This window comes from Bradyrhizobium sp. P5_C11_2, from assembly GCF_054049755.1.
Window position 1 is genome coordinate 1 of sequence record NZ_JBFULT010000090.1, and the last position, 17,014, is coordinate 17,014.

Sequence of the window (17,014 nt, forward strand, 5' to 3'; positions counted from 1 at the left end):
TCATACCCGCGCGCCGCAATCCTTCCAGATAATGCGCGCGATCCTCGTCCCGCAGCATTGGCAGCTCGCTTGTGATCCAGGCGAGCGAGATGGCGGGCTGGGCGCGATGCAGTCCTTCCAGCGCGGCAGCCGCAAGCGCGGGATCACCGAGCATGCCGGCGGCGGCGGTCAGCACGCGATGCGCGCCGACGAAATCGCCGCGCTGCCGCATCGATTCGCGCGCCATCTGCACGGCGCCCTCGTAGTTGCGGCCGATGAACTGGGCATAGGCCGCGACGCCGCAATAGATCGCCGCGAGCGGATCGCGCGGGCTCAGCCGCAGCGCGCGGCGGGCGGCGGCATCGCCGTCCTGCCACCGTCCCGCGTAACACAGCGTCACGCCGAGGAAGGCGTACGCCATCGCGAAATTCGGGTTGAGTTTCAGCGCGAGCTCGAACTCCGCCAGCGCATCGTCGAAGCGGCGGCGGAACAAATAGCTATAGCCAAGGCCGTTATGGGCCCAGGCATCCTCGCGATCGGCCTCCACCGCCGCAAGGGCCGCGCGCTCGGCAACCGGTACGGTCGCGTCCATGTCGGCCCAGCCCATATGCGCGCCGAAAATATGGCTGGTCGCGAGCAGGCCCAGCGCCTTGCCATAGGCGGGATCGATCGCAATGGCCTGTTCGAGCAGCGCCTGTGCCGCCGCATTGTCCTCGCGCGTGATGCGCCAGTAGTGCGACAGCGCGCGCATCACGAGGTCCCAGGCGTCGAGGCTGCCCGGCGGCTTCTGCTGGGCGCGAAAGCTCTCGGCGGCATAGAGCTGCGGCTCGATCGCGGCGACGATCGCCTCGGTGATCTCGTCCTGCACGGCGAAGATGTCGGCCAGCTCGCGGTCGTAGCGCTCGGCCCAGAGATGGCTGCCGGTCGAGACGTCGTTGAGCTGCGCCGAGATGCGCAAGCGGTCGCCGCTCCGCCGCACGCTGCCCTCGACCACGTAGCGGACGCCGAGCTCGCGTGCGATCTCGTGGATGTGAACGGCGCGCCCCTTGTAGACGAAGGAGGAGTTGCGGGCGACGACGAAGAACCAGCGCAGCTTCGACAGCGCGGTGATGATGTCTTCGCTGATGCCGTCGGAAAAATAGTCCTGCTCGCGGTCGCCGCTCATGTTGGTGAAAGGCAGCACGGCAATCGCGGGCCGGTCGGGCAGCGCGAGCGCGGCTTGCGGCGGCCTTGCCTCATGGTCGAGGTTCGTCGCCGCCGCCCCAGATTTCGTCTCGACGTTGCCGACGAAACGAAAGCCCTTGCGGGCGATGGTGCGGATCACCGCCTGGCTGGCGCCGCTGTCGCCGACCGCCTTGCGTGCCGCGTTGATCCGGCTGGTCAGGGTGGATTCGGAGACGCTGCGGCCGTGCCAGATCTTGTCGATCAGCTCGTCCTTGCTGACCACCCGGTCGCGGTTTTCCATCAGGTGGACGACCAGATCGAAGACCTGCGGTTCCACGGCAATTGGAACCAGCTCGCGACTCAACTCGCGCCGGTCGGTATCGAGAAGGTGATCCCGGAACAGAAACTGCACGTCGAAAACTCGGACCTCACAATAAAATCAGGCAATGACAAAGCAAAACGGATTTCGACCTAAGTCTGTGAGTCCGCCGGGAGGCCGCTTGGTTCATCGCGATCGCAAGATGGCTGCCATGCCATTTGCGGGGAGGAATGCCGCCTCGACCAGAATGTGGCGGCTGGAGTCGGCTGTCGCAGGCCACGTACTCAATCTGATATCGCCGACGCACATTCCCTCACCCTGAGGTGGCCGCGTCTTCAGCGGCCCTCGAAGGGCGACGGCCCGATTGCATCCCGGCCTGCCATCCTTCGAGGCTCTCCACGCGACGCGTTGCGTCGCACGGTTCGCACCTCAGGATGACGGAGCCGGTGGTTTGACGCGCAGCGGCGAGACCAATGCACGACTTCGAATGTGTGATGAACCGGCATTGTCCATTGCCGAACGGCGACGCCTGCGTAAGCTGCACCGATACAAACAACACCAACCACGAAGAAACGCCATGCCCGCCTTTCCCGCCTCGACCACCGTGATCGACTCCATCCTGTTCCGCGACGCCTTCGGCACGCCGCAGATGCGGGAGGTGTTTTCGGACTTTGCTCTGGTCTCGCGCTATGCGGAGGTCGAGGTGGCGCTGGCGAAGGCGGAGGCCAGATGCGGCGTGATTCCGCAGGAGGCGGCCGAGGCGATCGCGGCGCGGACCGATGTATCCGCGCTCGATTTCGATCTGTTGCGGCAGGAGACCGATGTCGTCGGCTATCCGATCCTCCCCCTGGTGCACCAGATGGTGAAGCAATGCGGCGAGGCCGGCCGCTATGTGCATTGGGGTGCGACCACGCAGGACATCATGGACACCGCCGTGGTCCTGCAATTGCGCGCGGCGCTCGAGATCGTCGAACGCGACATCGCCGCGCTGCGCGGCATCCTCGCGGATCTGTCAAAACGCTACCGCGACACAGCGATGGCCGGCCGCACCCATCTCCAGCAGGCGCTGCCGGTGACGTTCGGCTACAAGACCGCGATCTGGCTTGCGATGTTCGACCGCCACGCCGAGCGGCTGGCACAATTGAAGCCGCGCGTCCTGGTCGGCCAGTTCGCGGGCGCCGCCGGCACGCTGGCCTCGCTTGGCGACAAGGGTTTTGCGGTGCAGGAGGCGCTCTGCGCCGAGCTGAAGCTCGGTGTTCCCGCCTCGACCTGGCACGTCGCCCGCGACGGTTTTGCCGAGGCCGTGAACTTCCTCGCGCTCGTCACCGGCTCGCTCGGCAAGATCGCGCTCGACATCATGATCATGGCGTCGACCGAGTTTGCCGAGGTCTACGAGCCCTTCGTCAAGGGCCGCGGCGCCTCCTCGACCATGCCGCAGAAGCGCAACCCGATCTCCTCGGAGCTGATGCTGGCGGCGTCCAAGGCGGTGCGCCAGCACGCCGGGCTGATGCTGGATGCCATGGTGCAGGATTTCGAGCGCGCCACCGGTCCCTGGCACGCCGAATGGATGGCGATCCCCGAAAGTTTCGTGCTGACCGCCGGCGCCCTGCACCAGGCCAGGTTCGCGCTCGCCGGTCTCATCGTGGACGAGGCGAAGATGAACGACAATCTCGCCATCAGCCGCGGATTGATCGTGGCCGAAGCGGTCATGATGGGCCTCGCGCCGCAGATCGGCCGGCAAGAGGCGCATGACGTCGTCTACGACGCCTGCCGGCTCGCCAACGAGAAGGGCCTGACGCTGGCGGWGGCGCTGTCGTCCGATCCGCGCGTATCGAGCCGAATCGATCGCGCGACCATCGCGACGCTGACTTCACCGAAAAATTACCTTGGCCTTGCGCCCGCCATGGTCGACCGGGTGCTGAAATCGGCAACGCGTTGAAAACCAAGATGCGTGAAACTGCGTATCTTCTGCACATCTCAAGATGCTCGCGCTATTGCGCCATGGGATGCTAGACTTAGATTGGATGAGAGACTTTCCGCGAGGCCCCGGCATGACCGACCAACGCAATACCGCCACCCCCATCGACCCCGTGAAACTCGACCGGCTGGCCGAGGTCGCGGTCAAGGTGGGCCTGGGCTTGCGGCCGGGACAGGATCTTCTGCTGACGGCGCCTGCGATCGCGCTGCCGCTGGTGCGGCGGATCGCCGTGCATGCCTACAAGGCCGGCGCCGGCGTCGTGACGCCGATCCTCTCCGACGAGGAGATGACGCTGGCGCGCTACCGCCACGGCCACGACGACAGCTTCGATCGCGCCGCCGGCTGGCTCTACGAGGGCATGGCCAAGGCGTTCTCCGACAACACCGCGCGGCTCGCCATCGTCGGCGACAATCCCATGCTGCTGTCCGGCGAGGATCCTTCGAAGGTGGCGCGCGCCAGCAAGGCCAATTCCATGGCCTATCAGCCGGCTCTGGAAAAAATCGTCAATTTCGACACCAACTGGAACATCATCGCCTATCCGAGCCCGTCCTGGGCGAAGCAGGTCTTCCCCAACGACCCCGAAGACATTGCGATCGGCAAGCTCGCGGACGCGATCTTCGCGGCGTCCCGTGTCGATCGCGAGGATGCGATGGGCAATTGGGCGAGCCACAACGCGGTGCTGCGCGAGCGCACCAATTGGCTGAACGGCCAGCGCTTCCGCGCGCTGCAATATTCCGGCCCCGGCATCGATCTCACCATCGGGCTCGCCGACGGCCATGAGTGGGAGGGCGGCGCGTCGCTCTCCAAGAACGGCATCAGCTGCAACGCCAACATTCCGACCGAGGAAGTCTTCACCACGCCGCATTGCCGGCGGGTCTATGGCCATGTGGTGAGCTCGAAGCCGCTGTCCTATCAGGGCACGCTGATCGACAACATCGCCGTGCGTTTCGAGGACGGCAGGATCGTCGACGCCAAGGCCTCGCGCGGCGCGGAAGTTCTGAACAAGGTGCTCGACACCGACGAGGGCGCGCGCCGGCTCGGCGAGGTCGCGCTGGTGCCGCACTCCTCGCCGATCTCGCAGAGCGGGCTGTTGTTCTACAACACGCTGTTCGACGAGAACGCGGCGTCCCACATCGCGCTCGGCCAGTGCTATTCGAAGTGCTTCGTCAATGGCGCGCAGCTCACGCCGCAGCAGATCGCGGCACAGGGCGGCAACCAGAGCCTGATCCATATCGACTGGATGATCGGCTCGGCCGAGACCGACATCGACGGCATCCTGTCCGACGGCAGCAAGGTGCCGGTGTTCCGCAAGGGCGAGTGGGCGAAGTAAGAAGCATCGCGTTTCGCTGCCCATCCTTCGAGACGCCCGCTGCTGGCGGGCTCCTCAGGATGAGGTTTCGTTTTGCGGAGGAGCGCCGCCTTGCGGCGCGTCTCCAACCATGCAGGCCGAGCACGTACCCTCAAAGCTCCCTTCACGCCGCCGCGTTGCGCAGCATCGGATTGCTGTCGATGCTGAAGCGGTTGAACAGCGTTGTGAACGGGCAGCCGTCGGTGGCTCGCACGATGGCGTCGGAGGCCGCGACCGCGTCATAGAGCGCGCCGACCGGATCGTCGGCTTCCGGCAAATCGAGTGCGTCGCGGATCGCCTCGCGGGCGTCGTTGATGTCGTCCTCGTCGTCGCGTGTCGCCTCCAGCGCATCTGCCGCGCGCCGCATTTCCGCGAGGTCGCCACCGGCCGAGAATTTGAGGATGTCGAGCCAATAGGGGCAGGCGACGACGAGCTTGACGAACGCCTCGAACGTGCCTGCGATGATCCCGGCGCGGCCTTCCGATGAGACGTAGAGCACATCCTCCGACGGCAGCAGCACGAAGGTGCCGCCGGCGCCGTCGCTGCCGATCTGGCGGGGCCTCTCGATGCCGTCGATGACGAACCAGCGCTCCTCGTCCGGCGCGAAGGAGACGTCGAAGCTGCCGAGCCACGCGACGACTTCGCTGTTGGCTGTCAGAACCTCGGGGGTCAGGGGCATCGGCGTGGCTSCATCTCGGTCGCTTCGCGCGTTTTGTCGCACCCGGGAAAAGATGGGTTCATCTGCACGAATTTGCAGGCAAATCGCGACGTTAACCGTCTCGCCCGTGCAACTTGCGGCTGATTGTCGGAGCCTGCGTAAGAAAGAATTAAAAACCGGCTACTAGCGTTCCCGACATCTTTCGAAACAATCCGGGCTCGGACCCGGCCAATCATATTTTATCCCCTGAGGAAGCAGATGTCGCGCGCATTGATTGAAGCTGGTAGTTGCAATGTGGATCTCGAGCTGCGGCCGATCGAGCCGTCCTGGATCATCGAGGGTAACCCGGTCTCGCGCTCGCACATCCTGTCCACCAGCGCGGACGGCACCGCCTCGACCATCATCTGGCAGTGCACCGAAGGCCGCTTCAACTGGTACTACGACATCGACGAGACGATCATGATCATGGAAGGATCGATCGTGCTCGAAAGCGACGGCATGCCGCCGAAGCGCTACGGCCCCGGCGACGTCATTTTCTTCCGCGACGGCGCGCATGCCAAATGGCATGTCGAAGGCCACGTCAAGAAGATCGCGTTCTGCCGCAAGACCAATCCGGTCATGATCGGTTTCCTGATCCGCGTCGTCAACAAGCTCAAGAAGATGTTCGTTTCCACCGGCGAGCGCCGTCCCGCCTCGCTGATGGGTGCCGGCTAACAACAAGGTTTCACGGACGCTTCCCAGCGGCCACGACGGAAGAGGGGCCGGGATGAAAATCCCGGCCCCTCTTCTCGTCATGCCGGCAGTTCGAGGCTGTAGACATTCCTGGCGGTCTGCGAGAACAGTGCCGTCTTCTCGGCCTCGCTGAGCGGCGCCGCGATGCGCTTGAAGGTGTTGAAGATCACCTGATAGCTGCATTGGCCCTTGTCCGGCGGAAAGTTGCTCTCGAACATCGCGCGCCTTGGCCCGAACGCCTCGATGCAGGTCTCGATATAGGGCCGCCAGGCCGCGGCAAGCTCTTCGGATGACGGCGGCCTCTCGCGCAGATGGAAGTCGTAGCCGAGCAGGCACATCGCCAGTCCGCCGAGCTTCACCACCACGTTCTCGCAGGTCGCGATCTCGCGGATCGACGCGCGCCATTGCGGAAACACCTCCTCGCGCCGCCCAGCAAACCGGCCAACGCCGGCCGGGCCGCCGCAATGGTCGAGCACGATCCTCGTGTCGGGAAAGGCGCGCGCAAGCTCGGTCAATTCGCCGATCTGCGGATGAAACAGCCAGGCATCGAAGCTGAGGTTCAGCGGCGCCAGGCAGGCGAAGCCTTTGCGGAAGGCCGGATCCCGCAACAATCCCTTCGGCCGGTTCGCATACATGCCGGCGACCGCGGGGTCCTCGTCCCAGGCCGAGGAGTGCCGGATGCCGCGGAAGCGGCCGCCTCCGGCGGCGATCTCCGCCTCCAGCACCGGCTTGGCTGCATCGCCCAGCAGCAGATTGACGTGACTGACGATGCCGGCGCAGATCGCGGCCTTGCCGTAAGCACCGCTCGCGCTCATCGCGGCGACGCCATTGGCGAACTCGACTTCGCCGACGGGCCGGAAGGCCTCGGGCCCGTGGGCGCGATACATCGAGCGGCAGTCGACATAGACGGTGGCGATGATGTTGTGGCCGGAGGCGATGTCATCAGCCATCTCCTCGATCAAATAGCGGTGCCCGCGATTCCACAGATGATGATGGGGATCGACGATCGGCCGCAACGGATCGATGATCTCCTCCTGATGCAGCGCGAGCCAGTCCTCGCGCGGATCGACGAATAGCCCGCTCGTATTGGCAGGCAGACCGCTTGCAGCCATCGGCGTTCGCTCCCGTTTTGTTTTTGTGCCGGGAGCCTAACACTTCATCTCTTCACGCAGCAGCGCGCGTTGCGCAACCGCGCCCATCATCGCGAGCACACCGGGCACTGCCGTCATCCCTTGCGCTGCCTCGCCCTCACATCGACCACCAGCCGCCAATCGCTTGCCGCAGCCGGCTTGACCTCGCCGAGCCAGTGGAAGGAATCGCCGGTGATCTCGGTAAAACTCCAGCGCGTCAGGTCGCCGGCTTCGGTCGTGCCTTCCTGCACGATGTCCTCGCCATGCGGCCGGCCGATCTGCTGGCGGAACACGCAGCGCGCGGGATCGAACCAGGAAATCCGCCACGCGGAAATGGAGGGGTCGTAGACGCGCAGCGTCGTGCCGTACCAGTTGCCGGCGATCGGAAAGGCCGGCGTGCCCGCGGGGCGGGGGATGATCCAGACGTCCTGCACCGCGCGTCCCTCCAGCACCCAGCCGAAATGGATTTTTCCGGGCGCTGTGTGTCGGGTTCCGTCCGGCGCGCGCGCGGTGACCTCGGCGTCCCAGTCGCCGACGAAGCGGCCGTAAAGCTGGAGCGCCGCTGCGTGCTCCGGATTCGGTCCGCTCGCGTGCAAAAGTCCGGCAAAATCGCTCATGTCGATCTCCTGTCGCAAGGAGATCAGCATGACCGGGCCGCGGCCGGCTTGGAGAAAATTGCGCGTCAGACGCCGTCGAGGATGATCACCGTCGGCGTCGACGGCAGCGCATCCCGCGACATCCGGAAACTGCGCTCCAAGCGCCGGTCGATCTCGAATTGCTGGCCGATCTTGCGCATGAAGTCGTCGAGCGGGGTGGCAAAGCGGTGCATCGGCAGCACCACCGAGGCGCGCAGCCGCTTGGTGATCTCGGAGATGCCGTCGAGCGACATGGTGTAGGTGCCGTCGATCGGCACCATCACGATGTCGAGCCGCCCGATCTGGGCGAAATGGCTGTCGTCGAGCTTGTGGTGGAGATGACCGAGATGCCCGATGCAGAGGCCGGCGACCTCGAAGATGAAGATCGAGTTGCCGTCGCGGATCATGTCGGTCCCGGCCTCGTCGCCGAAATAGCGGCGGGTGTCGGTCGTGACGTTGCGGATGAAGGTGTCGCCGACGCGTTCCGAGACGATGGCGGGCTTGCCGTCCTCGCCCCAGCCATGCAGCACATGGGGAATGCGCCTGTCCGGGAATAAAGTGTAGTGGGTGCTGTGGGCCCGGTTCATGGTGACGACGTCGGGCAGCCGGCCGACCTGATAGGCGCCGCTATAGTCGGTCGCGATGCGCAAGCCGCCGGGCGTGTCGATGTAATAGGTGGAATGGCCGGCATAGGTGATCTCGACCTCGGCCGCGGCGGCCGCCTGCCGGAAAGCCACCGGCATCGCGCGCGGCGCCGCGTTCGCCATCGCCAGGCATTCGCTGCGCTGGGGCTGCTGGGCAAGGGCAGGGGTGGAGAATGCGCCGAACAGCGCCAGAGCCGCCGAAACAAGTCGCCGCATGAAAGCCGTCCCCGATGACTTGATGGGAAGTCTAGCGTGCAATGCAGCGCATGGCCAACACGACACGATCAACAGCGCGTCAGTGTCGCACCTCTTATTCCCGCCTTTTATTCGCGCCGCGGGCTGAACTTCCAGGTGATGGCGATCAGGCTAGCTGTGATCAGGCCGCTGATGAGGCCGGCGACGGGCAGGGTGAGCAGGAGCGCGGCGGTGGCGGCCCAGCCGATCGAGGAGAAGGCCTCGGCGAAGGTCGCCAGCCGCGAGGAGGTCTGGCGGCGGCGAAATTGGCTGCGCCGGGCCTGAACCCGGAACCAGAGCTGGATCGCGGTGGCGGAGGCCGCGCCGATGATGGCCGCGGCCGCGGTGATCGCGGCCTGGTACGGTGAGGCGAAGGCCAACGCCGCGACCAGCGGGCAGAAGATGGCGGCGATCGCGATCAGCACCACCTCGATCTTGGCGCGGATGACGCTGGACGGCGTCAGCGGCGCGGTCGCGACCAGATCGGGGGCGTCCTCGCCCGAGATCGTCAGCCAGGCGAGGCCCCCGGCGAGCTGTCCCGCGGCCATGACGATCACGGGCGTGATCAGCGTCAGCGCCGCCGAGCTGTCGGCAAAACTGCGCCAGAGCAGGAGTGCCGGCGGCACCAGATAGAGCAGCTGCATCAGGGTCTGGGAGATCAGCCAGGGATCGCGCCAGAGCAGCATGAATTCCTTGCGCCGCAGCGCCTGCTGGCGCGATCCGCGGCGGAACGGGCGTTCCTTTGCGGTTCGGCGGCCGGCCTTGCCGTAAGCGGCAGCATCGATCGCGGTATCGGCGAAGCGGCCCGAGAAGATCGCCATGACGCTTCCGAGCAGCACCAGCCCGAGCGCCAGCAGCAGCAGCAACGCCTCGCTGTCGCCCATGGTCGCCCGCGCGGGCCACCACCAGATGCTGTCGACATCCGGGGCATGGGCGGCCACGGTGCCGGAGGTCAGGATGGTGATGCGCGACAGCGTGCCGTAGGACATGATCGCGGCGACCTGAAGCGCGATCACGAAGCCCGCGCCGATGATCGCGGCCAGGATCTGGGCTATGAGCCGCGTCCGCGCCGGGCCGATCAGCCGGAACAGCAGGACGGTGACGGCAATCGCGATCGCCGCGGCCGACAGGCCCATGGCGACGACGACGCCGAACGCCGCGAGCCATCGCGCGCCGCCGCCGATCACCAGCACATCGATGAAGGGTGTCGAGAACAACAGCGCCATCACGGTGACGGTCAGCGCAATCGCGGCGATGCGCACCGAGAACAGATTGGCCAGCGTCGCGGGCGACGACATGATCAGGTCGAGATCGGCGCGGGCATAGAACACCCGTGTCACCGATTCGATGGCCTGCGACAGCATCAGGGTCCAGGCGAGAAAAATCGTCGCCGAGAGCACGATCAGCGAGGATTTGTCGAGCGGCAGTTGCAGATCGGCGAAGCGGCCGATCACCGCCCAGGCCGGCACGTGCAGGAGTGCGGCGAAGCAGATCATGCCGATGACGGCGGCGCGCGCCCGTTTGCGCCGGCCGCCGGTCATCATGGCGAGCCATTCGCGCCAGGCGAGCCGGAGCTCGTGACGGGCAAACCAGGAGAGCGCGGTCGCCGAGCTCATGCGGCGGCCTGGAGCGTCACCAGCGCGATGAAGAGGTCTTCCAGGCTGGTGTCGGCGTGGCCGTTCTGCTGGCGCAGCTCGCTGAGCGTGCCCTCGGCGACCAGACGGCCCGATGCGATCACGCCGATGCGGTCGGCCATGCGCTCGGCGACCTCGAGGATATGCGTGGTCATGATGATGGTGCAGCCGGCGCGGACGCGCTCGCTCAACAGTCCCTTCACGTGGCGGGCGGAGACTGCATCCAGCCCGGTCAGCGGCTCGTCGAGGATGATGAGGCGGGGATGGTGCACCAGCGCGCCGGCCAGTGCCACCTTCTGGCGCATGCCCTTGGAAAAGCCCTCGCAGCGCTCGTGCCGGTGCGGTTCGAGCCCGAGCGAGCTCAACAGCTCCTCGGCGACCGGTTCCGAGACGGACGGGGCGATGCCCCAGAGCCCGGCGACGAATTCGAGGTACTCCAGCGGCGTCAGCTTGTCGTAGATCATGGGCTCGTCGGAGACCCACGCCATCACCTGCTTGGCGGCGACCGGATTTTGGAGCGCATCGATGCCGAAGATCGAGACCGCGCCGGCATCGGGCCGCAGCAGCCCCGCAACCATGCGCAAGGTGGTGGTCTTGCCGGCGCCGTTGGGGCCGACCAAAGCGTAGAATTCACCGGCGTGAATGGTGAGATCGAGGCCATCGACCGCCAGACGGTCAAAACGCTTCGTTAACCCTCGGACTTCGAGCGCCGAGCTGTCCGGCTTCATGACGGCCATACCATCCGGTTTTGCATCGCCCGCGACCATGACTTGAAGATGTTTCGGCGCGGTGAATCGCGCTGCCGCAAATTCCGGCATCCGGGACCGGCCAAAGGCAAGTCACCGTTTGTTGACAGCGCTTGACGGTTCAGGCTGAATTGGTTTCGGACAAATGGCGCCAACGCGGCGAAACGACCGCGTAGCGACTGGACACAAGATGCGACAAGGCGGTCACGAAGAACCGCTGGTTGTATCGGGAGGATGCGCGGCAATGCTGGATTTCGTTCAGCAGCTGGTCAGCGGTGTTGCGCTCGGCTGCGTCTACGGCCTGATCGCGCTCGGCTTCGTGCTCGTCTACAAGGCCACCGAGGTCGTCAATTTCGCCCAGGGCGATCTGATGATGCTGGGCGGCTTCTTCGCCTTCACCTTCATCGGCACGATGGGCCTGAACTACTGGATCGGCTTTGCCGGCGCGGTGGCTGCGATGGCGCTGTTCGGCATGGTGGCCGAGCGGGTGGTGGTGCGGCCGATCCTCGGCTATCCGCAATTCTCCATCATCATGGCGACCATCGGGCTCGGCTATTTCCTGCGCTCGATCGCCGGCATGATCTGGGGCACCGACGATTTGAAGATCGAGACGCCGTTCAGCCAGGGCGTGCTGCGCGTCGGCTCGCTGGTGCTTGCCTACGATAAGCTCTCGGTGATCGCGGCAACGATGATCCTGTGCGCGCTGCTCTATCTGTTCTTMAACAAGACCACGCTCGGCACCGCGATGCGCGCCAGTTCCGAGAACATGCTGGCGGCCTATTACATGGGCATTCCGGTCAAGCGCGTGGTGTCGATCGTCTGGGCGATCAGCGCGGCGGTCGCGACCTGCGCCGGCGTGCTGCTGGCGCCGATCACCTTTATCCATTCCAATGTCGGCCTCGTGCTCGGCCTCAAGGCCTTCCCGGCCGCCGTGCTCGGCGGCTTCGGCTCGATCCCCGGCGCGGTCGTCGGCGGCGTGCTGATCGGCGTGATCGAGAGCATGGCCGGCTTCTATCTGGCTGAGGGCTGGAAGGACGTCGCGCCCTACATCGTGTTGCTCGCCGTGCTCCTGCTCAAGCCCGAAGGCCTGTTCGGCCTTCACGTCCGCAAGAAGGTCTGAGCGCATGCGCTTCCTGTTCAAGACCGACTACGAAGACGACATCAGGCTGTTTCCGCATTCGGGCTACATCGTCTCTTACGGCATCCTGCTCGCGCTGCTCCTGATCGCGCCATACGTGCTCTCCAGCTATCTGATGAGCCAACTCGTCTTCGTCTGCATCTATGCGACCGTCGGCGTAGCGTTGCTGATCCTGACCGGCTTTACCGGGCAGGCCTCGCTCGGGCATGCCGCATTTCTCGCGATCGGGGCCTACACCGCGGCGTATCTGCAGAAATACAACGTGCCCTTCCCGGTTTACTTCCTTGCTGCCGGGCTGCTGACCGGCATCATCGGCGCGATGGTCGGCTTTCCCGCCCTGCGTCTGACCGGCATCTACCTCGTCATCGCCACCATCTCCTTCGCCTTGATCGTCGAGGAGATTCTGGCGCGCTGGGAGAGCGTCACCAACGGCAACGAGGGCATGCGGATCAAGGCGCTGTCGCTGCTCGGCGTCACGGTCTCGCGCGACAGTCCGACGTTCTATTTCCTCTGCCTTGCCGTGCTGGTCCTGACCATCGTCGGCACGCTCAATTTGCTGCGTTCGCCGACCGGCCGCGCCTTCGTCGCCATCCGCGATTCCGAGACGGCGGCGAGCAGCATGGGTGTCAATGTCGCGCTCTACAAGGTCAAGTCCTTTGCGATCTCGGCGGCGATCACCGGCTTTGCCGGCGTGCTGTTCGCGCACAAGCTCTCCTTCATCTCGCCGGAGATGTTCACGCTCCAGCTTTCGATCGAGTTCATCATCGTGATCCTGATCGGCGGCACTTTCAGCCTGCATGGCGCGGTGCTCGGCGCGATCTTCATCGTCATGATCGATCCGTTCCTGACCTATCTGAAGGACGACATGCCCGGCATTATCGCCGGCATCGCCGCGACGTTCGGCGCCGGCGCGCAGGGCGCGGCCAACGTCCAGTCCAAGGTCGCCGCCTTCGCCTCGCTCAACGGCCTGAAGGGCGCGATCTACGGAATCATCATCGTGCTGTTCGTCCTGTTCGAGCCGCTCGGGCTCTACGGCCGCTGGCTCAAGATCAAGCTCTTCTTCCAGCTGTTCCCGCTCTACAAGCGCGCCACCTTCAAGCGGCAGAAGATCTACGTGAAGTCGGAGCGGAACCGATGAGCTATTTCCGCGCCGAGAATCTGTCGCTGCATTTCGGTGGGCTGAAGGCGGTCGACGCGGTGTCGTTCGCGGTCGAGAGAGGGGAAATCCTGTCGATCATCGGGCCGAACGGCGCCGGCAAGAGCTCGATCTTCAACCTGATCTCGCGGATCTACCGGCCGACCTCGGGCCGCATCTTCTTCGAGGACCAGGACATCACGGAACAGCCGCCCTACGACATCGCGAGGCTCGGCATCGCCCGAACCTTCCAGAACATCGAGCTGTTCGAGAACGCGAGCGTGCTCGCGAACCTGCTGGTCGGCCGCCACCGCCATTCGACCACCCAGCTCTGGCAGGAGCTGTTGTTCCTGCCAAGCGTGCGGGCCAACGAGAAGGTGCATCGCCGCCGGGTCGAACAGGTGATCGAATTCCTCGATCTCGAGCCCTACCGCGACAAGCTGATCTCGGGCCTGCCTTACGGCGTGCGCAAGGTGATCGAGCTGGCGCGCGCGCTCTGCTCGGAGCCGAAGCTGATCCTGCTCGACGAGCCGTCGTCGGGGTTGAACGTCGAGGAGACCGACGACATGTCGTTCTGGATCCGCGACCTGAAGAACGAGCTCGGCGTCACCGTGCTGATGGTCGAGCACGACATGTCGCTGGTCAACCGCGTCTCCGACCGCGTCATCGCGCTGAACTACGGCCGGGTGCTGGCGATGGGCTCGCCTGCCGAGGTACAGCAGCATCCCGACGTCGTCGCAGCCTATCTGGGAGCCTGACGCGATGGTCGCCGCCGTCACACCCGAGATCATCCTGAGGCTCTCCAACATCGAGAGCTATTACGGGCCGATCATGGCGATCCGCGGCATCTCGCTGGAGGTGCCGCGCGGCCGCATCGTCACGCTGCTGGGCGCCAACGGCGCCGGCAAGACCACGGTGCTGAAGACCATCTCGGGCATTCTCGATCCGCAGAAGGGCGCCATCGAGTTCATGGGTAGGCCGATCCAGCGCATGGAGGCCGACAGGATCGTGCGGCTGGGCCTGAGCCATGTGCCGGAAGGGCGCGAGGTGTTCCCGTTCCTCTCGGTGCGCGAGAACCTGATGATGGGCGCCTATCCGCGCAAGGACCGCGACGGCGTCGCGGAGGATCTGGAGCGCGTCTACGGCTACTTCCCGCGGCTGAAGGAGCGCATCAACCAGCTGGCCGGCCAGCTTTCCGGCGGCGAGCAGCAGATGCTGGCGATCGGCCGCGCGCTGATGAACCGGCCGACGCTCCTGCTGCTCGACGAGCCCTCGCTCGGGCTGTCGCCGATCCTGGTGAAGGAGATCTTCACGATCATCCGCCGGGTCAACGAGGAGCAGGGCATGTCGATCCTGCTGGTCGAGCAGAATGCCAAGGTGGCGCTGGAGACGGCGCATTACGGCTATGTGCTGGAGATCGGCCGGATCGTCATGAACGACACCTGCGACCGCTTGATGCATTCCCAGGACATCCAGGAATTCTACCTTGGCGCCAAGGAGGCAGGCGCCCGAGGCGAACGGCGCTGGAAAAAGAAGAAAACTTGGCGTTAGAGCAAGAGTTGGCGTTAGATGGGCTGACCGTCCGCAGAACATAGACCGCCGGCAAGGCAGGCAGCGGACGGCAAAGCGGCAAGGAGGGAACGTGCATGGCCCGACCGGCGGTGCTGACGGTCGCTGACACGATCGCAAGGAGCTTTTTGCGCGCGGTGGAGACGCGTGGCGACCGGCCCGCGATCCGCGAGAAGAAATTCGGCATCTGGCAGCCCACCAGCTGGCGCGAATGGCTGGAGATATCGAAGGAGATCGCCTACGCGCTGCATGCCACCGGCTTCGTGCCCGGCGACGTCGCCTCGATCATCGCCAATGCCGTGCCCGAATGGGTCCATGCCGACATGGGCGTCCTGTGCGCCGGGGGCGTCTCCTCCGGCATCTATCCGACCGATGCATCGTCCCAGGTCGAATATCTCCTCAACGATTCCCGGACGAAGGTGATTTTCGCCGAGGACGAGGAGCAGCTCGACAAGATCCTCGCCTGCCGCGCGCGCTGTCCGTCGCTGCAAAGGATCATCGTGTTCGACATGGAGGGCCTCAGCGGCTTTTCCGACGACATGGTGATGTCGCTCGACGAGTTTCGCGCGCTCGGCCGCAACCACATGGTCGGCCGCGAGACGCGGTGGCCGGAGATGATCGACAGCCGCAGCGCGGACGATCTCGCGGTTCTCGTCTACACCTCCGGCACCACCGGTCCGCCGAAGGGCGCGATGCATTCCAACCGCAGCGTGACGCATCAGATGCGCCATGCCAACGACTTCATTCCTGCTCGCCAGGATGATGACCGCTTGATCTTCCTTCCGCTCTGCCACGTCGCAGAGCGGATCGCCGGCTATTACATTTCGGTCGCGCTCGGCTCGGTGATGAATTTCGCCGAAAGCACGGAGACCGTGCCGGACAATCTGCGCGAGGTGCAGCCGACTGTCTTCTTTGCGGTGCCGCGCATCTGGGAGAAGTTCTATTCCTCCATCACCATCGCGCTGAAGGACGCGACGCCGCTTCAGCAATGGGCCTATCGCCGCGCCATCGACGTCGGTCTGCGCATGACGGATTGCCGGATTGAGGGAAAGACGCCGCCGCTTCCGCTTCGGATCGCCAACCGTCTCGCCCATCGCCTGGTGTTCCGCAACATCCGCCGCATGATCGGGCTCGATCGCTGCCGCATCGCGTTCACCGGTGCGGCGCCGATCGCGCCGGACCTGATCCGCTGGTACCTCGCACTCGGCATCGACATGCACGAGGTCTATGGCCAGACCGAGAATTGCGGGGTCGCGACCATGATGCCGGCGGAGCAGATCAAGCTCGGCTCGGTCGGCAGGGCGGTGCCCTGGGGCGAGGTCGCGCTGTCGCCCGAGGGCGAGATCCTGATCAAGGGCGATTTCCTGTTCATGGGCTATCTCAACCAGCCGGAGAAGACCGCGGAGACCGTCGACCCGCGCGGCTGGCTGCACACCGGCGATGTCGGCACCATCGACAACGAGGGCTTCGTCCGGATTACCGACCGGATGAAGGACATCATCATCACCTCCGGCGGCAAGAACATCACGCCGTCGGAGATCGAGAACCAGCTCAAATTCTCGCCCTACATCTCGGACGCGGTGGTGATCGGCGACAAGCGGCCGTATTTGACCTGCCTTGTGATGATCGACCAGGAGAACGTCGAGAAGTTCGCGCAGGACCACGACATCCCCTTCACCAATTATGCGAGCCTGTGCCGGGCGTTGGAGATCCAGGACCTGATCTGGCGCGAGATCGAGCAGGTCAACGGCAACTTCGCCCGCGTCGAGACCATCAAGAAATTCTATCTGATCGAGCGGCAGCTCACCCCGGAGGACGAGGAGCTGACGCCGACCATGAAGCTGAAGCGCGGTTTCGTGAACAAGCGCTACGCCGCCGAGATCGACGCGATGTATCGCGCGCGGGCGGTGGCCTAGACAATCTGGTTTGACAATAGCGAAGGAGCGATGGCCCCCGCCCTTCGCACAATAC

Annotated in this window: 15 protein-coding genes; 8 read left to right on the forward strand and 7 right to left on the reverse strand. The window is 65.0% G+C overall.

Annotated features, from left to right (window positions below; all coding sequences use genetic code 11):
- Positions 1–1,555: winged helix-turn-helix domain-containing tetratricopeptide repeat protein (locus ACXJL8_RS11995; protein ID WP_456685031.1), on the reverse strand; the 1,555-nt coding region annotated here is incomplete at its 3' end.
- Positions 1,556–2,039: 484 nt separating this feature from the next.
- On the opposite strand from ACXJL8_RS11995, the gene ACXJL8_RS12000 reads away from it, so the two are divergent.
- A complete protein-coding gene (locus ACXJL8_RS12000) occupies positions 2,040–3,401 on the forward strand; it encodes a class-II fumarase/aspartase family protein (protein ID WP_456685032.1) in 1,362 nt (453 codons plus the stop codon).
- Between the two features lie 112 nt (positions 3,402–3,513).
- Positions 3,514–4,770 (forward strand): aminopeptidase, encoded by a 1,257-nt coding sequence (locus ACXJL8_RS12005; RefSeq protein ID WP_456624185.1) that lies wholly within the window; start codon positions 3,514–3,516, stop codon positions 4,768–4,770.
- Between the two features lie 142 nt (positions 4,771–4,912).
- Here the strand turns inward: ACXJL8_RS12005 and ACXJL8_RS12010 are convergent, their stop codons facing one another.
- On the reverse strand, positions 4,913–5,467 hold the full coding sequence (locus ACXJL8_RS12010) for a hypothetical protein (protein ID WP_456624186.1): 555 nt from the start codon (positions 5,465–5,467) through the stop codon (positions 4,913–4,915).
- Between the two features lie 237 nt (positions 5,468–5,704).
- Between ACXJL8_RS12010 and ACXJL8_RS12015 the strand changes: the two genes are divergently transcribed.
- Positions 5,705–6,160 carry a cupin domain-containing protein gene (locus ACXJL8_RS12015; RefSeq protein WP_456624187.1) on the forward strand — a complete coding sequence of 152 codons (456 nt, stop codon included), beginning with the start codon at positions 5,705–5,707 and terminating at the stop codon, positions 6,158–6,160.
- A 77-nt stretch (positions 6,161–6,237) separates the two neighbouring features.
- Here ACXJL8_RS12015 and ACXJL8_RS12020 read toward each other — a convergent pair whose 3' ends face one another.
- The 5 genes from ACXJL8_RS12020 to ACXJL8_RS12040 form a co-directional block, all read right to left on the reverse strand.
- A complete protein-coding gene (locus tag ACXJL8_RS12020; RefSeq protein ID WP_456624188.1) occupies positions 6,238–7,290 on the reverse strand; it encodes an amidohydrolase family protein in 1,053 nt (350 codons plus the stop codon).
- 113 nt (positions 7,291–7,403) lie between these two features.
- Positions 7,404–7,925: a hypothetical protein gene (locus tag ACXJL8_RS12025; RefSeq protein WP_456624189.1), complete on the reverse strand. Its 522-nt coding sequence runs from the start codon at positions 7,923–7,925 to the stop codon at positions 7,404–7,406.
- 65 nt (positions 7,926–7,990) lie between these two features.
- Positions 7,991–8,803, reverse strand: a complete 813-nt coding sequence (locus ACXJL8_RS12030; RefSeq protein WP_456624190.1) for an MBL fold metallo-hydrolase — start codon at positions 8,801–8,803, stop codon at positions 7,991–7,993.
- A 107-nt stretch (positions 8,804–8,910) separates the two neighbouring features.
- Positions 8,911–10,437, reverse strand: a complete 1,527-nt coding sequence (locus ACXJL8_RS12035; protein ID WP_456624191.1) for a permease — start codon at positions 10,435–10,437, stop codon at positions 8,911–8,913.
- Positions 10,434–11,183: an ABC transporter ATP-binding protein gene (locus ACXJL8_RS12040; protein ID WP_456624192.1), complete on the reverse strand. Its 750-nt coding sequence runs from the start codon at positions 11,181–11,183 to the stop codon at positions 10,434–10,436. The genes ACXJL8_RS12035 and ACXJL8_RS12040 overlap by 4 nt, the downstream gene beginning before the upstream one ends.
- Positions 11,184–11,445: 262 nt before the next feature.
- On the opposite strand from ACXJL8_RS12040, the gene ACXJL8_RS12045 reads away from it, so the two are divergent.
- The 5 genes from ACXJL8_RS12045 (at position 11,446) to ACXJL8_RS12065 (ending at position 16,959) form a co-directional block, all read left to right on the forward strand.
- On the forward strand, positions 11,446–12,321 hold the full coding sequence (locus ACXJL8_RS12045; protein ID WP_456685033.1) for a branched-chain amino acid ABC transporter permease: 876 nt from the start codon (positions 11,446–11,448) through the stop codon (positions 12,319–12,321).
- Between the two features lie 4 nt (positions 12,322–12,325).
- On the forward strand, positions 12,326–13,477 hold the full coding sequence (locus ACXJL8_RS12050) for a branched-chain amino acid ABC transporter permease (RefSeq protein ID WP_456624194.1): 1,152 nt from the start codon (positions 12,326–12,328) through the stop codon (positions 13,475–13,477).
- Positions 13,474–14,232, forward strand: coding sequence for an ABC transporter ATP-binding protein (locus ACXJL8_RS12055; RefSeq protein ID WP_456624195.1), 759 nt, complete (start codon positions 13,474–13,476; stop codon positions 14,230–14,232). Before ACXJL8_RS12050 ends, ACXJL8_RS12055 begins: the two co-directional genes overlap by 4 nt.
- 4 nt (positions 14,233–14,236) lie before the next feature.
- Positions 14,237–15,025: an ABC transporter ATP-binding protein gene (locus ACXJL8_RS12060; RefSeq protein WP_456624196.1), complete on the forward strand. Its 789-nt coding sequence runs from the start codon at positions 14,237–14,239 to the stop codon at positions 15,023–15,025.
- Between the two features lie 95 nt (positions 15,026–15,120).
- On the forward strand, positions 15,121–16,959 hold the full coding sequence (locus ACXJL8_RS12065) for an AMP-dependent synthetase/ligase (protein ID WP_456624197.1): 1,839 nt from the start codon (positions 15,121–15,123) through the stop codon (positions 16,957–16,959).
- The last annotated feature ends 55 nt before the right edge of the window (positions 16,960–17,014 follow it).

Coding starts and splice junctions, on each gene's coding strand:
- ACXJL8_RS12065 (WP_456624197.1), top strand. CDS start 15,121: ATGGCCCGACCGGCGGTGCTGACGGTCGCTGACACGATCGCAAGGAGC.
- ACXJL8_RS12060 (WP_456624196.1), top strand. CDS start 14,237: ATGGTCGCCGCCGTCACACCCGAGATCATCCTGAGGCTCTCCAACATC.
- ACXJL8_RS12030 (WP_456624190.1), bottom strand. CDS start 8,803: ATGCGGCGACTTGTTTCGGCGGCTCTGGCGCTGTTCGGCGCATTCTCC.
- ACXJL8_RS12050 (WP_456624194.1), top strand. CDS start 12,326: ATGCGCTTCCTGTTCAAGACCGACTACGAAGACGACATCAGGCTGTTT.
- ACXJL8_RS12025 (WP_456624189.1), bottom strand. CDS start 7,925: ATGAGCGATTTTGCCGGACTTTTGCACGCGAGCGGACCGAATCCGGAG.
- ACXJL8_RS12015 (WP_456624187.1), top strand. CDS start 5,705: ATGTCGCGCGCATTGATTGAAGCTGGTAGTTGCAATGTGGATCTCGAG.
- ACXJL8_RS12040 (WP_456624192.1), bottom strand. CDS start 11,183: ATGAAGCCGGACAGCTCGGCGCTCGAAGTCCGAGGGTTAACGAAGCGT.
- ACXJL8_RS12055 (WP_456624195.1), top strand. CDS start 13,474: ATGAGCTATTTCCGCGCCGAGAATCTGTCGCTGCATTTCGGTGGGCTG.
- ACXJL8_RS12005 (WP_456624185.1), top strand. CDS start 3,514: ATGACCGACCAACGCAATACCGCCACCCCCATCGACCCCGTGAAACTC.
- ACXJL8_RS12035 (WP_456624191.1), bottom strand. CDS start 10,437: ATGAGCTCGGCGACCGCGCTCTCCTGGTTTGCCCGTCACGAGCTCCGG.
- ACXJL8_RS12020 (WP_456624188.1), bottom strand. CDS start 7,290: ATGGCTGCAAGCGGTCTGCCTGCCAATACGAGCGGGCTATTCGTCGAT.
- ACXJL8_RS12010 (WP_456624186.1), bottom strand. CDS start 5,467: ATGCCCCTGACCCCCGAGGTTCTGACAGCCAACAGCGAAGTCGTCGCG.